Here is a 19,748-nt window from a genome sequence, read left to right on the forward strand (position 1 = left end):
TATTATTTTATTACTTTAACACTACCTTTTATATAATTTTCCTCTATTAAAGTTTGCCAAGATTCTTTAATTCCAAAAGGATTGCCTGGTTGATTATAGTCTACTATTTGAGGAGAATTATTATTTAAGATGTTTGCTCCAGATTTATGTTGTGGAATTGCATCTTTCTTAAGTTTATCATCTAAACATTTAGGAACTTCAAACTCTATTATTGTACCATTAGGTCTATTAGAATGGGAGTTAGTTATACTTTTTTCATTAATAATTTTACTTATTCCATAAAAGCGTATGCTAAGTAATTAACTCTCTTCTTCTTTTGGAGGCAACGGGTATTGACCTATTGGAAGCAAAAGTTCTCTACCAGTTCTCAGACCTTCCTGAAGTTCTCCTATTTTATACATAAAACTAAGAGCTAAATCAATATGAGTGTCACTAAAATCTATCGTTACAAAAGAAATTCCTTCTTTACTTTCTGTAGATATTTTTATAGTTGTATTGTTTTCTCTATTAAAAAAATAAGCGTATTGTTTTGCAGCTAATCCTGAAAACATAATTTCTGTTATTTTCATCTTAAACCGTCTATTAAAATTACATCTAAATTAGGAAACATATCACTAAAATCTTGTATTACTCCTTGGCAAGATACACAATAAGGAAGCTCTGAGGATATAATAATTTCTCCTTTCACTTTTGGATATACACCACCTTTAACCGCTCCTTTACTTTGTGCTATTTCGGATAACATTACATATTCTGTATCCCACTCACGACTCCAAGCCCCATCAACATCAATATTTCCTTGTTTATCTACTTTGTAGGTATCAAAAATAGGATTTCCTTCAAATTCGTCACCACTTCGTCTAATTTTTCCAGAATATTTTTTATTTCCTACATTTCCTTTTATTGAAGCTAAGTTTCTTTTTCCAAAAGATTTTTTAAATTCCTTTAATCTTTCTTTTGGAAAAATTTTACTTTGTTCATATATATCACTCCTTGTCGATACTCTTTGAATAACTTTTTAGCTAGACTGTATTCTTGGGATGACGCTCTAAATATATTTTTGCCTTCTACAAGCCTAGTAGGAAGTTTACCCCTGCGTTATTGATTTTACTAAGAAGTTTCTCTTGAGTTTTCTATCATCACTCGTAATCTTATTAGGACATTTTTTATTCTATAATAATCTACTTTTTCACTTATCTCTTCATCAATTAGTTTGGCAAATTCTTTTAATGTTAATTCATTCATCTTATCTTCAGCATTTTTTAAAAACCCTATTGCCCAATCTTCTTTTTCTTTAGAATTAAGTATTTCTTTATCAAAAATATATTTATATATGTCTATTTCTAAATTCATTTCCCATTCTTCAATTAATTCATCCATCCATAAGTCTCTATCGATTACTGAACTAAGTAAATTAATCAAAAATAATTGAACCCAAGTAATCAAATGTGGATTTTCTTCAAAAGACTTATTTCTATACCTTATATCTACATGTGCCATATTATTTAAATTCTATTAATTTATCTACTAAACTTTTCTATACTATTAATTTCAGTATTAGATTTAAAGAAATATAATATTAGTTGTTTTAATTCTTTCTTGTATATCTAAAATAGACAATTTAATAAGATCAACTTCAGTATTATCTAACTCTTTATAAAGTAATTCATCCGTGATTAACTTTAATTGGTTTTCAAATACTTTTATAGTACCTTGATAAACACCATTCATATTTTCAATACTTAAATCTAAAACTTGAATAAGTGTTATTAAATTAGTAACTATATTTTCATCTTCCGGATAAAACCAAAAGTCTTCAGACACTCCCGCTATAGATTGCTGTATTGAACGATTTTGGTCTAACCCTAATAGATAAGATTCATTTATAGAATCAACCAACTCTTGATATTTCCAATATCTCATCTCTTGTAAATTAAAAATTAATCAACATTACTCCTTTATTATGGATAATTTCAACATCTATTAAAGGATATTTTTTACTAAATAGATCTATGACATTACTACAACTATTACAAGGGGGACGTTCTGTAAACAACCTAACTACTCCCTTTGCTTTATTATTATTACCTAATTTAGTAGCAATTTCTGTAAGTATCTTATATTCAGTATCTATATTTCTTGCTATAGGAACTCCAGCAGCACTAACTTCAGTTGAATAAGGAAATATTTCATCTTTAGGCTTTAAAGATATATCTGGAACTCTATCAGGTAATCTTCCTGTTAATTCGACTTTAACTATACCTACAGTATCTAAATCAAATAGTATTTTACCTTCATTAGATAGAATTAACACTTTGATTTAAAGCACTAGTTATAAATCATTAAAAAGAAAATAAATCTTTTATCTATAATCTTTTTGATATGGATCTTAAAGGAATGAAAGCGAAAAAAACATATATATAGATAAGTAAACTAATTTGAATCTAGATCAGAATTTCTTGTTTTCCTTATTACTAGTTCATCATACCAGTTATCATAGTATCCTCCTTTTGAAAGAGTTTCTTCAATATCTTTCCACCCGAACCAAATATACTTATTTATATAAATATATTTTTCTCTGTTCAAATTTAGATATTCTTTAAAAAAATCATAAACCAACTTGTAGTCTAGATAGCAATTACATGTAACAATAGTAAATAATTTTTTATATCCTCCTATGTTTGGATTAAAAACAAAATATGGAATCCTATCTTCTGATTCTGATTTTGAAGAAGGATATTCTTTATAATACCAATTTAAAGATTTTTCGCTTTCAATTTCCAGAATTATGCTTGATTCTGAATTTTTATAACTCTTATGAATTTGCACTTCATCTTCATTAACATAAAAATCTCCATTGATTTTCAAACAACTTAATTTTAAATCAGCAAGAATTTTTGATTCATCTTCCCATTCTTTATATAAGATATCTAAAGTTGATGCAGCCATATTATTTTATTAATTTAATTAATTCTTCGAGAGAATTAACCACCTCTATCCCTTCTGATTTCAGCTTGTTAATATAAGATTGATCAGAAGGGAACAACTTACCTTCTGGTGTTCTCGGAAGCACTTCATCAATATATAATATTGGCTTCTTATTATTGGGATTCACAAAATCAGCAGCACTTTTATTTACTAATTTCCCTGCTTGACCAACCTTACCTTTTTTTCCTGTAAGTACGAATTTTACTTTAAGACTTTAAATGGTTAGTAAAATTAAGATAGTGAAGTAAAACACCAGTCTTCAAAATAACCTCTATCAGCATCTATCTTTTCTAAATCTTCAAGAAAAAAGAAAGTTTCCCCATAAAAAGAAATACAGTGATCAGGGTTCAATCTCAGATATTCTAACGAAAAATCATACATTAATCGATCATAATCTGCTTGATCGGTTATACCTAAACGATAAAACAACTGATTTTTATGGGTAATTTCAATCTGATCATTTTCTAATCCTAAATAAAAATATTGCTCATCTTCATTTTGGTCATATCGTTTAGCTAGATATAAGTCAATATAATTCTTAACAGTTTTATCTCTTTCCTCTAAATGAAATTTCAAGCCTTTTTTTAATGATATAACAGCAATACTCCCTATTATTTCTTCAGGTTTTAATAATCGTTTTGATAATATTAGTAGCCCCATTATTTTATAATTTTCATAAGTTCATCAAGTGAATTAATCAATTTTACATTACTAGGTATTTGTGATAAAACTTTTGCTTTATCTGCGGCAGTCAGTAATTCATCTATGTATAAAATCGGTTTTTTCTGCATAGGATTTAGGTAATTATCTAAATTGCTATCAATAAACTTATCCAACTGACCTTCTTTTATTGATTTAAAAGATTTCTTTACTTCTATAATATGAGATTTAGTCATTATATCAATATCACCTGCTAAATTGTTAGTAGTTGAATTATTAATTTTCAAACCAAAAGCTTCTATTTCTAAATCTTGTTTCTGTATAAAATCACCTACTTTCCCTTCAACTGCTTTACCTGGATTAGCACTTGATAAAGAACTTTCAATCGACTGTTTAATTGAGCTAGGATGCTGCTCTGTCCACTTCAAAAGCTTACCTGCAGGATTAGTGTATTCAACTTCGTTACCGTTTCTAACAATCGAACCTAAAACATCATCCCATGCATTATTGATATTTTTAACGTAATAATACGGTAAATCTTGTTTTAATATTGCATTAGCTTGGTCAAAATCTTTAGCGAGAATTATTATTTATAAGAATAATAAACAATATTGTCTGAAATAGCATAGATACCGCCAAAGCTTTTAAATTGAAACATGTATTCTCCTGAATAATTTAATTTTGTTAAAGGTTCAAATAAATATAATCGATAATCGAAATCATTTGTTAAACCATAAAGAGCATCATCTAAGGCATACATTGCCTCTTTATCACTTATCTTATAGTTGAAAAACTCTTGGGATAATTCATCATCTTCAATCATTTCGGCTACTTTAACAAAATCCTTCTCATAAATAAAAGTCCACTTCTTTAATAAGTAATCGAATTCATTGTGTGCCTGAAATAGAGTTTTCTTCTCTTCAAAATCTAATTTTATTAGAACTTCAAGTAATGCTGGTGTAATTTTTTTTTCGAATTTTAGATCCTGATAAATTAAATATTTCTTTGTTTTTAAAATTAGTTTATCTGAATTCGGGAAATGCTTATAAATATAATATAAATCGTTAAAGGTAATCTCCATAAAAAGAGAATAAAAGTAACCATCACTGAATGATTTTTCTTCCTTACAGAATAGATCCCAATATTCTAATTGTTTTATTTTTGTCATTATCTATTTAATTAGTGGTGGTAAAAGTTTTGGGTCTATTTGCCACCTTTTCAATAAATTACCTGTACCTCTAATAAGAAAAAAATCCAATTTATTTTATAATTAAATAATTATATCATCTTCATAATAATGCCCTTCTTTATCAAATCGAATTAAAAATTCTTCTAAAGAGTCTGCTATTTTCTCATTAAAATAATAAATAGCATTCTTACCATCAATATCTTGCTTACTTATCAGTAAATAAACACTCTCGTTAACTTCGAAGAAAATAAGTTTATCTTGATATTCTATTTCTTCATAAAGATCTAAGTCCGGATCAAATTCATAAAAATCTTCCCGTAAATTAATCATTTGAAAAGTTTCTGGTCCCATAAATCTATTAGTAGATAAATCAACATGTTTATGAAAAAAACCATAACCAATAGTTTCCCAAAACTCTTGTAGTTCGATTGGAATATGTAACTTTTCTTGAATACTTTTAATATAATTTTGGTTTATAGGATAAAAATAATGTTTTAACCTTAATTCTTGATTTTGTTCACCAGAGTTATTTAAAACATACTTCTTTAAAAAATCATATTTCTTCATAGTTATTTTCTATTTAAACAATTCTCTAGCAGGAGAACCTTTCCCATGTATGCCTACTTGATGTTGATCAGGAAAACGAGCAGGGTGAATATTCCACCACTTACTGTCTCCACCATAATGATTTTCTATAATATGATGAGCATCATAAGGGTCTCCTAATTTCTTTGTAAACTTCTCCGTGATTGATGCTTTTATAGCCAAAAGGAAAATTCAATCGATTTTGTGACTTTCGGATAAGAGTAAACCTAAAAAATAGTGGTTTAGATTTGATCCATTAAATCTTCTTCATGTACCTGCCAACTATAGTCAGTTTTAAATACTATTTTTTCCTTTAATTCTCGATGGTTTTCGTAAAAAACTTCTCGGTATTCTTCTAACTTTTTATTCTCATTTAATACAATACTTGATAATTGTTTTTTATTATCATCAAAATTGAAAATTGTAGTGCTTTTTAAAATTTGGTTATCAAAAGATTCTAAAATTACAGTATTTTTGAAGTGCTTTACTGTAAACATAGGTTTATTCAGATGATTCAGCTTATGGTATTCTTTAATTGAATCCATAGAAATTACATCATGATAATAGATACCGTTTTCGTCATTCATATCATAACGTTTTGAAATATTGACGGATAGCGATTCTTCAAAATAAGTTTTAAAATAGGTATATGGATTATCGCTTAAATTAATTTCATCTTCCTTATCCAGAAAGAAAAACCATTTGTGATATAAGTATGTCATAGTATTATTTCAGTTTTAAAAAAGGACCAACATCCGAATTACCAGAATCTCCAATAATTGATATTTGTAGTTTGTCGATTTTTTAAACAGCCCTACAAATTTTTGCCACAAGCTTGCTGTTTTTACAGCTTTGCCAAATATTTAGCTCCTAACTCTCCAAAAATCTTCTCCCCAGTTTTTATATAATTGTGAGTATTTGTATCCATATAAACTTTCTTCATTTAAAATCAATTCTAAACCATTAAAAAAATCAAATATATTGTTAGAAATTGGAATATTTCTTTCTTCCGAATCCCAAATATCTAATATTACATTATCTTTCAATTCATTTTGCATTCCTATATAAATGCCTCCACCAATATCAATCTGAGCAATTCTTAGTAAATGATTTGTATACCAATCCTTTTCATTTTTTTTGATTTCCCAATTATTTGTAATTTCATCTAGGGTATCAATTTTATCTAATGTTATTGGCCACTTTTTTAATTGCTCAAATACTAAATCTCCAATATAATACTTAGATTCATAAATTGGATGATAGAATTCTGGTATAGAGAATGATTCACTAAAATCAAAACTTTGATAAAACAACTTCATCATAGGTGGGATTTCCATACCTATAATATTCTCATAGTGTTTAAAATCAATATATGTTTTTTGTGATTCTAAAAAAAATAATCCTTTCATACTTTAATATTTAAATAGTCCTTGTAAATATTTTGCAATAATAGATGCTCCTCCCGTATGTGCTATATGTCAGAATGAATCGAACTTAAAATAGGCTCCAGAGTTTTCCAGTTAGATTATCTAATATAGCTCTGTTTAGGTAAGCCTTTTCCATTCTTTATAAATTTGATCTATTTCTTCTTGAGTAGGGATTTTGTTATTTTTAAATGATTTATCCACATAATTCAAAAACCCTTCTTCAAGTGACGGTAATAATAGGGTTACTTCCCCTTCTAAATAACTACTAGATACAAATATTGAACCGACAAAAATTGTACCTCCAGTTTTACTTTCTTTATTTATAAATCCTCCTCTTTTATATAATATTATAATTGGTTCATATGGATTTAGTAAATTATTATTGTAAAAAGTTTTTGGGTTAACATCCTTATTTTGTTCCCAATAAATATATAATGATAGAAATAAATGAATAAATTTTTTCATTCGAGGGGAACTAAGTAATTGAATTTTCCCCTTTAAATCATCCCTAACCAAATCTATTTCAAAATTATTTTCTTCTCCAAATACTATCGGTATAAGATTAAAACTTCCTTTAAAATACATTGGATCTACTTTCATATTAGTCTTCCATTCATTAATTTGAGTAAAAGCATGTGCAAGAAGACAAGCATTAGCTATGGAAAAATCTATTAACCCATGTTTAGTGTGATTAAATTCCGTTATGAAAATAAAATCATTAATAAATCTATTATATAAATCATTCTTAATCATTTCAATTGATAAATTTCTTTAAATTGTGTGACGATTTCATCAAGATTTGATAAATCATTTTTATCAACATTTTTAATAATTATGTTTGTATTACGACCAAAATTATTGAATCCTCTCCAGCTAAATCGAGGAGCTAAATCATGTGCTCCTATATCAAAAACATCAGTACCATTTGAAACATTCATACTAGTATAGCTCATCCCACTTTTCATTAACTTAGATTCTATATACTCATGAGCAATTAAATTTTTAAAATCACTAATCCCATCATTAATTTCTATATATTCATATGCTTTAAGATCTGTATCATAATATTTTTTTCTTTTTTTAAATCCTTCTTCTGCCATTTCCCAAAGTGCTATATCGTAATCATCTTTAGCAAACCTTCCTCTATAAAGACCTAGATTCGTATTTACTAAATGTTCTTTTACCCATAAATGTTCCTTTACTTCTTTTATTATGTTTTTATCTATTTTTATATTATTTGCAATATTCTCAATGTCATTAGTTTTATTTGCTATGATTTTGGATTTTTCAACAAGCTTATCAGTCATATTTGTTATATACCCTTTCCTACTTCGTAAAATTTGCTTTCCAAATATATCAGCAACTTTACTATAATCTCCTTTAATTATTGATTTTCTAGCCTCAATATGCTTCAGCCAAATATTAATATTATCATAAATCAATTTTTGCGCCTCAGAAGTATGATTAGACCATATTGTTACACTCTCAGGATACTTTCCTAATCTTTTAATAATATCATCTGATACATCAGCAAAATCATCAAGAAACTTAGTTCTGGCTGCATCTCCTATATCTTCAAGTCGTTTTGCTAGATTAGGAAAATCATCAAGTCGTCTTGTTAGGTTGTTCCCAGTATTGCCAACATCTTCTACAAAGTTAACGTATTTATTGATATCTGCTGGAGCTTCATCTTTAAGTTTTTTCCCTAATGAATTAAGAGGAACTTTAATGTTATCTACTTTTGCTAATCCTTTAAAAACTATCAAATTTGCTGCTTTTAAGCCTCTCTGTGATAATTTTAATGCTTGTGATAAAAAGTAAAACTCATCAAAAGGAGTAATTACACCAACGATAGCAACTAATCCATTAATTATTTTTTCCTGTTCTTCATTATTAGCAGCTTTTATTAAAAGATAATAAGCCAAAGCAGGCATCATTATTTTTTCTTTTTCTCCAAATAAACTAACATTATCATCTGCAATAGAGACTGCTAAAATATCGCTTGCTACAAACGAATGCTCAATTTCATTTCCTCTATCTACACAGTGACCTGTCTTACCTAAATTTACATCAAAAACTCTGGGCTGTTCTTTAATAATGAGTAAATTTTCTCTTTTATCTACAGACAGGGTAAAATCACAGTCATAATCAAATCCATAAAAGAAAAATTTATTCTCTTCAGGAAACTGTTTTGATGAATACAAATTCGCTAATTCATCATTCGAATATATCCTTTTAAATAGTTTAAAATATTCCTTTGTAAAACGAGAAAGATTATTCTCATTCCCTACATCATAAAACAGAACTGTGGTTATATCATCAATATCATTGATAATAAGTTCTTGTAGTTTAGTATCTGCATTTATCCGATCATAAAGGTCTTTCGCTTTTTGTTTTGTGTCAATAGTAGCAATTATATCTAAAACAAGGTCTTCATAATATTCATTGCTATCATATAGTAAAACAGCTTTAATCAACTTATATCTTTCTTCCTCATTTAAAAACTTTGTACCACAAGATGCTATCTGCTTTAGTTGATCAATTTCTTTCCTTTCTAATTTTATATTATTATTAATTTTAGTACTAATTCCAGAATTCCATACATAGTCAAAATCACTACGTACAGATGTTTCCGTAGGAAATAAATAATCCATAAAATGGTCTAAAGGATCTACTCCTCCAGTTTCTGTATATTTAGGGTTTGTCACTAAAATATCAAAACCAGTAAACGATATTTTACCATCTGAGCTTTTATTCCTTATTTTAGCATCTTGAATCCCTGAAATCATCTTAGCACCAGAAATTGGCCTTACAGTTGCTATAGAAATTCTCTCTCCATTTATTTTTTCTTTCTTATCAACTCCATACGTAAAAGACCCAATTGTTAATTTGTCTATACTTAAATATTTTTCAGGAATATTAATAGCATCTTCACCTGAAATAAAAGCACAACGAATCTGTTGCAATAACTTTTTAAAATATTCTTCATCATCATATAATACAACCTCTTCTGATTCTTCTGTAGATATATCTTTAAAGTTTGAAACTAAGTTTTCTTTTATCAAATCATTCGTGCTCCCTTTTTTAGACTCCTCTTTAGCTCTTTCAACTATCGTTTTTACCTTTTTTCTATCATTGGCTAACTTGTATAGTTTATCCCTATCTTCTTTAGTTAAATTATTGTTTTGATCATTTGCAATATCTCGATAAAACTCTTGAGTAAGTTTTGTTTGTTGACTTGTATCAATATTGTCTTTTATAATTGCAACAAGATCGTCCAATCTTTCTTTTATAACTCTAATAGCCTGAGTGCTTATCACAATAAAATCTTGTAAAGCTGCAACCTCATCCCCAACATCACTAACCCCACCCCAATTCTGGTCATAATCAGTATAGACAACGCCCTCAATCAATTGGTAATCGGTATTGATCTGTATGCCTTCAAAATTTACTTTTAGTTTTGTGTCTTCTAGATAAGGTACAACAATAAATCCCCAACCGGTGTAGGTACCTCCAGTACTGGCAGTACCACTACCAAAGGCCAATTCTTTAACCGTTACCGGGAAATCTCCTGCAGTAAAGACTTCGTTTACTCCCAATGTAGGTAGTAACTCCTGATTGGTAATCACAATCTCGGGAGTGATCCCGCAATTGTATGTAGGCTCATCACTAGCCACAATAGTGGTCGTAAACTCATATACCTGAGAATACGTATATCCAGTATTTTCGGTACACTCGCCCCCTACTCTAAACTCGTAAGTAGTACCGGGTTCGAGATTGTATATTGTGGTAAATTCATTAATCGTACTGGTTTCAAACCAAACCGCATTTTCTGCATCTTTTTTACGATACTGGATATGATATCGGTTATGATCAATCCCTTGCCATGTAATTTTTTGACTGGTCGGTCCCTGCGAAACGCCCAGTATAAGCTCCGGCTCTTTACAGGCATCGGTATAGGTGAAATAGAAAATCTCACTGTAGCCGTTGTTTTTGAACACTGATGTTTCACTAATCCCATCGGTAGCAGTTGCTTTTACCCGCCATCCATATTTTTTATTGGGCAATAACTGAGTTTCTGCCGGACCATATAACACCACATTATTAGATGTTGTGGTTTGATACAACGGCCTACTTGCCAAAAATGCGGCTTGTGGATCGATCTGCGTATCCCAAAGTTCTGCAAGGGTAAACTCATATTCTACTCTCGTACCCCCCGGTGTACTGGGTGACCAGCTAAAAAAGATATTCTGTGGGTCTTTGACCGGTACAAGTTCGCCATTAATCGGCTGGATTAAAAATGGTGGGTTGGATAGTGCCAAAAACACTCGTGCACAACTTTTTCTTGAAATCTGTCTGCCGGATATGGCATCAAAAACTTCAAAACAAAAACTATATACGCCCTCGGGCAAAGGTCTGCTGTATTGCTGTGGGCTGATGCCTCTTAAGTTTTCTAAAGAAAAATAGGGTTGCAGATCTACATTACTGAGGCGTAAGGGTACGCCCCCATCCAAAAAGATAGGATTTGCACCAATGACCACATCATTACTTTGTATTGCTAGTCCGCCGGAGTTACTCTCGATAAAGAGTTTAAGCCGTACTTGCCGATTAGACTCTGTAATATCGGTAAGCAACAGATTAAGAAAAAGCTTATCTGAAAACGAGGTACTATACTCTGATAATTTGAGGCTATACGGAGGCACAAGCTGTGGTGTAGCCTGTACCGGAAAAACCTGAGCACTTGCTATATTAGTAAATAACAGTAACAGTATTATAGAATAATATATAATGTTTTTGTGCATAGACATTTTTTTACGGCAGTACAAATTCTATTTCATTAGTTTCAAAGAAATCTGTAGCTGTATTCGAAAACGTAACCTTCATTTTATATTTTCTTCCTGAAGTAAATACTACTTCTCCATCAGTTTTCAGGTATTTTATTGTTAATTGCGACGCCGAATGAATAGAAGATAATCCTATACCTGATAACGTAATAGATTCTTTAGCAAAAAACCTTTTGTAAGATATACAACTGCTATTATTATCTTGAACAAGGATTATTTCTTTTCCTGTTTCGACATCAGTCATAAATAAAGTGCTTGATTCATAATAATAAGGAAGATTATCTCGAAAATTATTCATAAAATGTCCTCTAACAATTATTTCGTAAGCTATATTAGATTGACAAGAAACTGTACTAATTGAAGAAATTTCATTTATTTGAGGAGTTGGGTTTTGAATTACAAAAACTAAAGGATTTCTTCCGTTTTGAAATTGCTCTATATAACCAATCTCAGAATCCCCAATCTGATAAGCAAGCAAAAAGCTTTTGAATAACGAATATGGTTCTTCTGGGACTAGATCATTAGGCATTTCAAAATTGATTTTATTATCTTTAATTTCATATGTTAAAGGGATTTTTCTACTATCATCAGATTTATCTACTAATAATAGATTGTAATTATCTTTTTCGTTAAAGTTTATCAACCCCTCCTCATAGTAGCCTATAGTACCCTCATGTTTAAAACTCAAAGCTGAATTTACATACTCTAATGATGTTTCAGAATTAAGGTTAAATAAATAATCAAATGGTTTTGTGGCAATACTTCTAATAGGAAATAACAAACTATCTTGACCTCTTACGAGAATAGTGACTTCATATTCTTGGGCTGGCGAAAGTCCATCTATCAACTGAAAAATACTAAATTCTTTAAATTCTGATTCTCCTTTTCTCCTTAAACCAATAGCTAAATTTTCGGTAGATTTGGCCTCTACAGTAACACTTATATTAGTCGCTTCAATATCAATTTCTGAAATTTTGGCAGTACTATCATACTCTACAGCCATTTCTAAATCATTATCTCCATCACTAGAGCATGAAAAAACTAAAATACTGGTTAATACTAAAAATAGGTTTTTAAAGTTCATTGCTTTGTTTTAATTAATATTTATTTATCTAACTTCTTTTTGTACTTTGATATCGATCAGGGTGTATGAATCCGGTCCTTGATTTACATATTCTTTAATTTTAATAGCGCCTTTTTTCCCTTCTTGTGTTTTGAACAATACTATTCTCGGCACTATCATATTATCAAAATCTTGTAATCCTGATGGTTTCTCGATGATATTTAAACTTTGTAAGCGCAAATCGTTTTCCATTGCATCATATTGCGCTACAGTTAAAACAGGCCTACAATTACATAATTCTTGTGAATTGATAAAAATAGTGTTCTTTGGATTTGATAAAGGCACAAAAGTAGTTTCATCCAGATCATCCGGGGTTACAAAACTGTTGGTATTGAACATGCTGTTTAACCCATAAAAAACAAGGTCTATATTTTCACTAATTTGTGGAATAATCTGATCGGCTGTATATACCTCTCGGGTTGCAATACTATAAAAACTACCCACTGTATTTGTATTGTGAGCAGTATTAATACCAAGTTTGATATCGTTAAGCTCTCTCATGTTGGTATTTGGGAAAATTTCTATCTGTTTGGTAATCCTTTTTGTGTCTTTTCCATTTGTGGCAGTAAGGGTTACATTTTGTATTCCTGTTGTTGTAAAGGTTACCTCGGGCTCTTTTTCACTAGAAAAATTTGGTATTGCGCCTTCAAAATTCCAGCTATATGAAGTACCGCTTACAGAGGTGTTATTAAATTTTGCCTTGACCGGAACTTGAAAATCATCATCTTCAAATGCAACAATATACTCAAAATCTGCTACCAAAAATGGGGCGACTGTAATTGTTTTTTGCAGGTCATAGGTTTCTCTACCATTACTGATCTGCAACGTGATCATATGATCTCCAGGGGCTTCAAAAACAACTTCGCCAGGGTTTTCTTCTGTAGAAGTTTCAGGTACACCTCCTTCAAAAGTCCATAAGAAGCTATTTGCTCCCGAAGCGTTATTTTCTATTTTGAAAGTGGCCGGAGAAAAGTTATCGACCTGGTTAATCGCATCAAAATCTATAAGTACAGGTGCATCGATTTGTATCTCTACTGTTTTTGTATCTATTGATCCATCAATATTACTGGCAGTAAGTTTTATAACATAAGTACCGGCAGTATCATATTTTATTAAACCGGGATTACGCTTAAGCGATCTAGAAGGGACTCCGCCTTCAAATTGCCATTCGTACTCCTCTGCTCCTTCGGTATTGTTAAAAAATACGATTTGAACCGGTATAGAATAATCTTCATTAAATACTTCAAAATCAAAATCGACAATAACAGGAACTGCTTCTTCTTTGGCACATCCTAATACCAATGTTAGCAATATGATCGTTATTATTCTTTTCATTTGTTATTATCTATCCGTTTCTTATTCAAATATCAGTTTACGTGTTTCTGATCCTTTTGGTGTTTCTAACAACATTAAATATACTCCTGTGGGTAAGGCTATAGAATAGTCTAGTAATAGCTCTTTTTGATTCTTCTCAGTTCTTTCATCCATAACAGCACCAGACATTAGGTTGACTATTTTTACAGTAACATTTGTGTCTTCGGCAAGACTGATTTTGGTTTTAAATGTACCATCATTTGGGTTTGGGAACACAATAAACTCTTCTATAAATTCTCCTGAAGCGTTAAAATCTTCGGGGGATTCTATTGCGGGTTGTACAACGATTGTTTTTGTATATTCTTCATAACAATCTCCTTGATGAGACGTTAATAGAATATCGTATGGACCTTCTTTGGCAAATTTTAGTACTAATTTGTCATCACTTTGTGAGATTACCTCAGCACCATCTGGCATTGTCCACTCTATTTTTTCTCCTATAGGTTCACTTACATTGATCAGTATAATTTCTTGATTGGTGTATGCTTGTGTTGTAATTAAAAAATCTGCATCTATAGGTGTATTCGAAACCTCTACCTCAATACTGCCAACACCTACACATCCTAAACTACTTGTTATTGTAGCTGTATATGTACCGAGTTCTGTTAGTTCTACAGTACTTGAATTGCTCACAAACCCATTATCAGATACCCATGAATATGTTGCTGCAGCATCCTCTATAGTAATATCTAATGCAAGGGTTTGATCTGCACAAAGTGCTCTTTTTTCAGGCATATTAACTACAACAGGATCAGGATCGGTAAGCACAACCTCATGAAAAGCTTTACAATCATTCGCATCAATAACTTCTATGATATAAGTCCCTTGTGTTAGGTTGTCGATACGATTTGTTCTTGCTCCTGTATTCCATTGTAATCTATAGGGTGTTACTCCTCCTCTGATAGCTACTTCTATAACTCCATCACTTCCTTCAAAACAAGTTGGCGCTATAGTTGTAATATCTTCGATTTGTAAACCATTGGGTTGATCAACGATAGTGCTCCCTTTTACCTCGCACCCCATTGCATCAATAATTTGCACTGTATATTTGCCTGAGATAAGGTTTTCTATTTTTGAAGTAGTCTCTCCTGTACTCCACTCGTATGTGAATGGTGGAATCCCTCCATTTACAATAGCTAAAGCTGTACCGTTATTCCCTTCAGAACAAACAACCGGGGTCGTAGTAAATGATACTGTTAACTTTTCAGGCTGCGGAAGGTATTTAAGACTATCAATATGTCTTACCAATCTATATTCTCTGGAACCATCAGGTAAAAAATACTCATCATACTCTCCTAATTCGATACCATTGGCATCTATAACATTGAGGCTATAATTACCTACACTTTGATGTCTTGCAATGCTATCCGTAATTTCTCGTTGTACATCATCATACAATTCTTGTTTGATACCTCCTACATCTTTTCTCCAGGTATAACAATATCCTCGTAAAGGAAGTCTGCAAGGTTCTGTCGAACTGATTCTTGTTCTATCAAAAGGAACTCCGCCGGTAACAGTTGCAACTAGTACTCCATCATGAAATTGATCCGGTAGATCATATGGAAAATCATTATAACGGCCATCACTATACTCATTGGTAATATTACAAGAAATAGGAGTTTCTATTTCAATATTTACTTGTAAAGGGTCAGGTTCGTTTAAAGTAAATGAATCACTAGTGATCGTACAACCAGCTTTGTTTGTAGCTGGAGTAAAGTTTCTATCTTTTACTTCTATCGTATATTCTCCTTTACCAATACTATGTAATACGACTACAAAGTCATCTCCTTCTACTCTAGTATTTGTTGTAGTAACAGGCACATCATTTTCATCTGTCCAAACAAAATCATAGCTTCCATCAGGATATGCTGTTCCCCCAGAGATAAATGCCTGTATTCGACCATCTTCAAAACCATAAGCTCTTGGATCATTTATATTTTCAATTCTTACTTTAAGAGGATTTGAAGGTTGATCAATTGTTATTTCTTTTGTTATTATTTCTCCTAACGTTACATTACCATCGCGATCTAACGGACCTATTTCTTTTGCGTTACAACCATTACCGTCTCTTATTTGGATATGATAAGTACCTGCTAATATTTTTGTAGTACTATTGAGTCTAGTTATATTATGTTCGTATCTATTCGTAAAAGGCATCCAAATTATAGTAGGATCAGACCACTCTTGCTCTTTTGTTTTAATTCTGTACATATACCCCCCATTTGTACCTCCTCTTGCTTTTATAGGAATTATACCGTCATCTCCTCCATGGCACCAAACATTAGTAACATCTTTTTGAATATCATTTGTAAACTCTACTGGTTCGGGTCTTCTAAGTCTATATCGCTCTTCATGATTTATACCATCTGAAAAATAGTTCTCATCCCCTAAAACTTTTAAGATAAATTCTCTATTTCCCCCTGGTAAACCTATTATTTTATGAACCTTATCAGACACATTGAACTTTGATATGCTAGGAGTACTTCTTACATTAGAATTGTTCCCAGAGTCTGTAATTGAGAAACCTACTTGAGCTCCTGGTTTTAAAGCCCTATCAAAAGTAATAGTAATTTCTCCATCATAATCCCCCTTTTCGTCAGTTGCATCATAACAACTTACATCTTTTGTAGCTATAGAAACAATATGAGGTGCTGATTCTCTTATTTTATAACTTGTAAAATCATCTGAGCCCTCTCCACAAGAAATTGTTCTAAAAAAAACTTCTTTACCTATATCAGACCTATTTAAAAAAGCAGAAGGTTTTATTGTTAAAATTCGAGTAGGAGATCTTGGAATATCACGCCAAACATATCGTGGACGTTCACAAAACCTTGGGCGAATAGTTCCTCCACAAATATATCGTTCTGTACCATCAATAAATCCATATTGCCACTTATATACACTTGTATCATAATCATCATTACCATACACTGATAGATCATCATCAAAACCAGCTATATTTGTTAAAAATCGATCTTCTGGTATATCTTTACCTCTACTAATTGTTGGCATTGGTATCACCTGATAATTAAAAATAACTTCTGATGTTAAATCAGAATGTGCCTGTACTTTTTCTTTGAAAAAACCAGTATAACACCTTGGAAACACATCTTTGGTAAAGGTTTCATATCTATGCTGCCTATCTCTGCTACAACTACCACCACTTTCATCTTTGGCATCAATAAAAACAATTAATTCATCTACAATTCCTTCTATCAAAAAAGATCCGTTAGCGGTTGTTAAACCATTTTCAAAAGCACCTTTATAAGTTACTATTTCAAAACTTTTTCCATTCTTATTCTTGAAGGATATCGTAAAAATATCATGACATGCTCCATCGTCAAAATGTGTTGGGTGCGAAAAATTAGTAATGTTAATTAAAGTCTTTTGCCCAATTAGAAAATTAGAATACAAAAGTACTATTACAATAAGTAAAAGTTTATTCATCCCTTAATAGTTTACCTCATTATATTTTATTTGACTATGCTTCCCTGTTTTAGTCATTACTTTTATTTGATATAAGTAAATATTACCTGGTGATACAGATGTATCTACTATTTTTGATATTGTATTTGGTATTTGTTTCCACAATACCGGGTGTTCTCCTTTTTTTGATTTGTAAATCACGATCTCTGATACTTCTTCTGGCATTTTTCTCCAAGACACTGTAATATTTTTGTTGACCCTATCTGCTATTGCTGTAAATCCTTTTACAATATCTTCTCTAACTCTATTTTGATATGTAACTGTAACGGGGGTAGAGGGTAATGATCTTAGTTGACTATCATCTTCTGCAAAAATGGCATATCGATACTTGGTATTCGACTTTAGTCCTTTATCAAGATATGTAGATGTTGTATCTGCTGTTTTAAAAACCAATTTCCATCCTTTTTGGGAATTTTCAACATCTTGTCGATATAGTTGATGCAGAAACACATCATCACTACTGCTGTTGATCCAGTGTAACTCAATACCATCTTTTTTAACCTTATACGATGAAAATATTGGTGATGATGGTGGGATGACATCCGGTTTCTTTAGTGCTATTTTTTCTGAGTACTCAGACATATTATAACGCTTATCTACGGCAACGATCTGATAAAATACTTTACTATTCAGTGATCTGATGTTTACTGTATCTATAAAATTTGTGTTTTTGATCGGTGAAACTGTTAATTGAGCAACTTCTTCTTTTTCTAGATTTCCTCGGAATACCCTATACCCTAATACATCGTTTTCTGTATTCTGTTTCCATTCTAGTTGTACAATTCCCAAAGTGTCTATTACTCCTGTTACTCCTATTGGCGCTGATGGCGGAATAGAATCTATAGTTTGTACAAATACAGGCAAGGAGGTCGTTTTCTGATTGTTTTTACCGATTGCAGAAATCTTAAAATAATTCGAAGCTTCAACTTCTTTAAAAGTTGTTTTACGAGACGTTACCGATATATCCGATTCAACAAGTTTATATGGGCCTTTTTCTTGTGATGCCCAGTTGAGTTCAAATCGTGTAATTTCATTTTCTGATGTTTTAGCAAATTCCCAAGACAAATTAATATTACCTACACTATCAAAATCATAATCTGAGATATGAGGCACTGTCGTTAACTTTTTTATTCCTTGTGCAGATACTACTTCTGAGAAAGGGCTAAGCTCTCCAAAAGGAGAAATCCCCTGTACTCTATAATAATATTTTTGAGTATTGTTAGACAATGTATCCACATAGAACATTCTGTTAGCAGGGCTCCCCGGCTTATCGTTTAAATTCACAAGTGGAGTATCTCCTAATCGTTTAAAATCTTTTCCATTACTTGAACGTTCTAAATAATAGGATGTAAAAATTGATTTGAACATCTTATATTCCCAAGTAAGCAAAACACTTTTGTCATTAGGAACTGCATAAAGATCTATAGGCTTTGGAAGTGGTTCTGATTTTGATGGTTGAATAGAAACTGAACCAGGATTTATAATTATTGACTCTTTAGGTACAAGGGTCTCAATTGTGTAAAGATACTCTTCATCAGAAAGTACAGTAGTATCTTCAAACCCTAAACCAGCCATTTTTGCAGCCTCAAAACTCATATCTGCTGCATATAAGCTAAAGGAAAACCTTTGATTTATTTCTTTTGATTTATTAACAATATCTGCCAAGCCTCCCCTTACTTGTTCCACCTGAAAGCTTTCCCCATATAATGCTTGAGCAAGTATTGCTGCATAATCATTAGAATTTATTATTTCCTCCCAGTCTTCTAATGGTTTAGGAGTGAGAGCTGTTACTATTGTCTTTTTTTCTAATGGCGAAGGTTCTAAAGCACCGTTTTTCTTAACTGTATATCTTACAATATTATACCCATATTTAGTAGCTTTCATCCAGGCAGAAGGGGTCGTTACCGCCCATCTAAGCATTACCATATTATTATTATACCGCGCAAGTACTTTAATTTCATGTCCAGATTGAACAGCTTCTTGAGCATTAAGAAAACATGATATACTAAGCAAATAATATAAAACAGCAAATACGAATATTTTTTCTTTATTATTTTTAATTCTATTCATTA

General features: G+C 31.1%; 20 protein-coding genes. All 20 read right to left on the reverse strand.

Going from position 1 to position 19,748, the window contains the following annotated elements:
- Positions 1-299: 299 nt before the first annotated feature.
- The 20 genes from FHK87_RS03100 to FHK87_RS03190 all read right to left on the reverse strand — a co-directional run bounded on the left by FHK87_RS03100 (position 300) and on the right by FHK87_RS03190 (position 19,746).
- Positions 300-569: a hypothetical protein gene (locus tag FHK87_RS03100; RefSeq protein WP_140589639.1), complete on the reverse strand. Its 270-nt coding sequence runs from the start codon at positions 567-569 to the stop codon at positions 300-302.
- The gene (locus FHK87_RS03105) at positions 566-1,012 is read right to left on the reverse strand and encodes a deaminase domain-containing protein (protein ID WP_317133534.1); all 447 of its coding nucleotides are present in this window, start codon (positions 1,010-1,012) and stop codon (positions 566-568) included. The genes FHK87_RS03100 and FHK87_RS03105 overlap by 4 nt, the downstream gene beginning before the upstream one ends.
- Before the next feature lie 98 nt (positions 1,013-1,110).
- A complete protein-coding gene (locus FHK87_RS03110) occupies positions 1,111-1,500 on the reverse strand; it encodes a hypothetical protein (RefSeq protein ID WP_140589643.1) in 390 nt (129 codons plus the stop codon).
- 63 nt (positions 1,501-1,563) lie between these two features.
- On the reverse strand, positions 1,564-1,923 hold the full coding sequence (locus tag FHK87_RS03115) for an Imm3 family immunity protein (RefSeq protein ID WP_140589645.1): 360 nt from the start codon (positions 1,921-1,923) through the stop codon (positions 1,564-1,566).
- A 10-nt stretch (positions 1,924-1,933) separates the two neighbouring features.
- Positions 1,934-2,314 carry a deaminase domain-containing protein gene (locus FHK87_RS03120; RefSeq protein WP_226294034.1) on the reverse strand — a complete coding sequence of 127 codons (381 nt, stop codon included), beginning with the start codon at positions 2,312-2,314 and terminating at the stop codon, positions 1,934-1,936.
- Between the two features lie 119 nt (positions 2,315-2,433).
- The gene (locus FHK87_RS03125; RefSeq protein ID WP_140589649.1) at positions 2,434-2,949 is read right to left on the reverse strand and encodes a hypothetical protein; all 516 of its coding nucleotides are present in this window, start codon (positions 2,947-2,949) and stop codon (positions 2,434-2,436) included.
- 1 nt (position 2,950) lies between these two features.
- Positions 2,951-3,115 carry a hypothetical protein gene (locus tag FHK87_RS26010; protein ID WP_226294035.1) on the reverse strand — a complete coding sequence of 55 codons (165 nt, stop codon included), beginning with the start codon at positions 3,113-3,115 and terminating at the stop codon, positions 2,951-2,953.
- Between the two features lie 104 nt (positions 3,116-3,219).
- Positions 3,220-3,648 (reverse strand): hypothetical protein, encoded by a 429-nt coding sequence (locus FHK87_RS03130; protein WP_140589651.1) that lies wholly within the window; start codon positions 3,646-3,648, stop codon positions 3,220-3,222.
- Positions 3,648-4,076 carry a hypothetical protein gene (locus tag FHK87_RS03135; protein WP_140589653.1) on the reverse strand — a complete coding sequence of 143 codons (429 nt, stop codon included), beginning with the start codon at positions 4,074-4,076 and terminating at the stop codon, positions 3,648-3,650. The genes FHK87_RS03130 and FHK87_RS03135 overlap by 1 nt, the downstream gene beginning before the upstream one ends.
- A gap of 158 nt (positions 4,077-4,234) precedes the next feature.
- Positions 4,235-4,816, reverse strand: a complete 582-nt coding sequence (locus tag FHK87_RS03140; protein WP_140589656.1) for a hypothetical protein — start codon at positions 4,814-4,816, stop codon at positions 4,235-4,237.
- 102 nt (positions 4,817-4,918) lie between these two features.
- Positions 4,919-5,404, reverse strand: coding sequence for an SMI1/KNR4 family protein (locus tag FHK87_RS03145; protein ID WP_140589659.1), 486 nt, complete (start codon positions 5,402-5,404; stop codon positions 4,919-4,921).
- A 9-nt stretch (positions 5,405-5,413) separates the two neighbouring features.
- Positions 5,414-5,605, reverse strand: a complete 192-nt coding sequence (locus FHK87_RS03150; protein ID WP_140589661.1) for a hypothetical protein — start codon at positions 5,603-5,605, stop codon at positions 5,414-5,416.
- A gap of 59 nt (positions 5,606-5,664) precedes the next feature.
- Positions 5,665-6,144 carry a hypothetical protein gene (locus FHK87_RS03155; RefSeq protein ID WP_140589664.1) on the reverse strand — a complete coding sequence of 160 codons (480 nt, stop codon included), beginning with the start codon at positions 6,142-6,144 and terminating at the stop codon, positions 5,665-5,667.
- Positions 6,145-6,285: 141 nt separating this feature from the next.
- A complete protein-coding gene (locus tag FHK87_RS03160; RefSeq protein ID WP_140589666.1) occupies positions 6,286-6,831 on the reverse strand; it encodes a hypothetical protein in 546 nt (181 codons plus the stop codon).
- Between the two features lie 135 nt (positions 6,832-6,966).
- A complete protein-coding gene (locus tag FHK87_RS03165; protein WP_140589668.1) occupies positions 6,967-7,602 on the reverse strand; it encodes a hypothetical protein in 636 nt (211 codons plus the stop codon).
- Entirely contained in the window at positions 7,599-11,651 is a 4,053-nt protein-coding gene (locus tag FHK87_RS03170) for a fibronectin type III domain-containing protein (RefSeq protein WP_226294037.1), read from the reverse strand. The genes FHK87_RS03165 and FHK87_RS03170 overlap by 4 nt, the downstream gene beginning before the upstream one ends.
- Positions 11,652-11,661: 10 nt before the next feature.
- Complete coding sequence (locus FHK87_RS03175; RefSeq protein WP_140589672.1) at positions 11,662-12,777, reverse strand: hypothetical protein; 1,116 nt, start codon at positions 12,775-12,777, stop codon at positions 11,662-11,664.
- Positions 12,778-12,801: 24 nt separating this feature from the next.
- Positions 12,802-14,151 (reverse strand): PKD domain-containing protein, encoded by a 1,350-nt coding sequence (locus FHK87_RS03180; protein ID WP_140589674.1) that lies wholly within the window; start codon positions 14,149-14,151, stop codon positions 12,802-12,804.
- Between the two features lie 21 nt (positions 14,152-14,172).
- Positions 14,173-17,637: a T9SS type A sorting domain-containing protein gene (locus FHK87_RS03185; RefSeq protein ID WP_140589677.1), complete on the reverse strand. Its 3,465-nt coding sequence runs from the start codon at positions 17,635-17,637 to the stop codon at positions 14,173-14,175.
- 3 nt (positions 17,638-17,640) lie between these two features.
- Positions 17,641-19,746 carry a fibronectin type III domain-containing protein gene (locus FHK87_RS03190; RefSeq protein WP_140589679.1) on the reverse strand — a complete coding sequence of 702 codons (2,106 nt, stop codon included), beginning with the start codon at positions 19,744-19,746 and terminating at the stop codon, positions 17,641-17,643.
- Positions 19,747-19,748: the final 2 nt, after the last annotated feature.

The organism is Aquimarina algicola, assembly GCF_006443095.1.
Taxonomy (GTDB): Bacteria; Bacteroidota; Bacteroidia; order Flavobacteriales; family Flavobacteriaceae; genus Aquimarina; species Aquimarina algicola.